The sequence below is a fragment of the Mesorhizobium sp. M0184 genome, assembly GCF_040322215.1.
In the GTDB taxonomy this organism is placed as follows: Bacteria; Pseudomonadota; Alphaproteobacteria; order Rhizobiales; family Rhizobiaceae; genus Mesorhizobium.
Genome location: NZ_JAMYSZ010000091.1, coordinates 1 through 1,310, shown reverse-complemented (window position 1 = coordinate 1,310; position 1,310 = coordinate 1). Strand labels below are relative to the sequence as shown.

Genomic DNA, 1,310 nt, shown 5'->3' with positions numbered 1-1,310 from the left:
GTCGAACGTCCTTCCCGGCCGCAAGCGGCACCGGAGCGGGATCCGCTGGTCTATGATCTGGATTGGGACGAGCCTGCCCGCCTCGGTGAGTGGCGCGCCATGCTTGGTCGCATGGCGGATCTTCCGCCGGTGCTGGCCGCCGCGATGCTCTCCGACGCCTGGGAAGACATCAGTCCGCTCCAGCATCAGCCGTGGCTCGGCACCCTTCTGGTCGCGGCCATGCTGCGGCAGCGCCGCAAGACCACGGCCCACCTGCTGGAGCTCAACAGCGGCCTGCGGTTTATCGGCCGTGAGCGCCGGCGTCACCGTGACCGGACCATACGCCTGCTGGCATTCATCTACGCCTTTACGGAAGCCGCCGCGCTCGGCCTAAAGGAACATGACCGGCTGGCGCTGGCGCGGGAACAGATGCTGCGCCGCACCCGGAACCGGCGCGGCAACTCGAAGCTGCCGCAGCTGATCGACTATGTCCTGTCGCGGCGTTTGGTGTCGAGCGCGATGATCGAGAAGGAACTGAAGGTTACGGCCAAGGGCGCGCTCAATCTGGTCGGCGAGCTCAATCTGCGGGAGGTGACGGGTAGGGGACGATATCGAGCATGGGGGATTGTGTGAATTCGCGCGCACTCTCAGGCCGTCACGGCAGCGGGTCGATCCCGATGGCACCGTCGATCGTGATGGCAAGCACCGAATTGACGAGCAGGTCCTGCGGACGCTCGCCACCCGTCTCTAGGAGGTGCGCGATGACCAGGTCCATCAGACGTTGCGCCTCTGCGCGTGCGACCGAGGGCAGAATGATCAGGCCAGGGTGAAGGTCGACGGCGCCGGCGAGCTTTCGGAAGTCATCGGCGTTTTCGGTCACGATGATCCTGTCCTCCTCGATGGCGCGGGCGAAGACGACGTGATCGGGATCGCGCAGCCGGCCACGGTCCCTCGGATGAACCGCGTCGTGCAGGCCTTTCTGATTGAGGTGTTGGCTCAGCGTCGGCGAAATGCACTCGTCGATGAAGAATTTCACACCGCCGATCCCCGGCGGCGCACGGGACGGCCAACCTGCGGGTGGGTCTGCGCATAGAGTGCGGCGGCCTCGAAGGCGCGCCGCGGAATGTCGGGATAGTCCTCCATCAGTGTCTCGATCGTGTCGCCGGAAATGAGCCGACCATGGATAGCGCTGACGGTGAGCCGTGTGCCCTTGATCACAGGGCGCCCGCCTTGGACACCTTCGGCGATCTCGATGAACGCTTCCCGGTCGGCTGCGTAGCGCTCGGCGCGCTCGACCGCGTCCCGAGCCAAGGATCCGACATGCAGGACGA

At 65.6% G+C, this 1,310-nt stretch carries 3 protein-coding genes; 1 reads left to right on the top strand and 2 read right to left on the bottom strand.

What is annotated here, in order from left to right:
- Positions 1-612, top strand: a 612-nt coding sequence (locus NKJ23_RS34415; protein WP_352685167.1) for an RHE_PE00001 family protein, incomplete at its 5' end; no start/stop codon positions are given.
- A gap of 22 nt (positions 613-634) precedes the next feature.
- Here NKJ23_RS34415 and NKJ23_RS34410 read toward each other — a convergent pair.
- Both NKJ23_RS34410 and NKJ23_RS34405 read right to left on the bottom strand, forming a co-directional pair.
- A complete protein-coding gene (locus NKJ23_RS34410; protein ID WP_352517408.1) occupies positions 635-1,015 on the bottom strand; it encodes a DUF5615 family PIN-like protein in 381 nt (126 codons plus the stop codon).
- Positions 1,012-1,310, bottom strand: a 299-nt coding sequence (locus NKJ23_RS34405) for a DUF433 domain-containing protein (RefSeq protein WP_352685165.1), incomplete at its 5' end; no start/stop codon positions are given. The genes NKJ23_RS34410 and NKJ23_RS34405, both read right to left, overlap by 4 nt.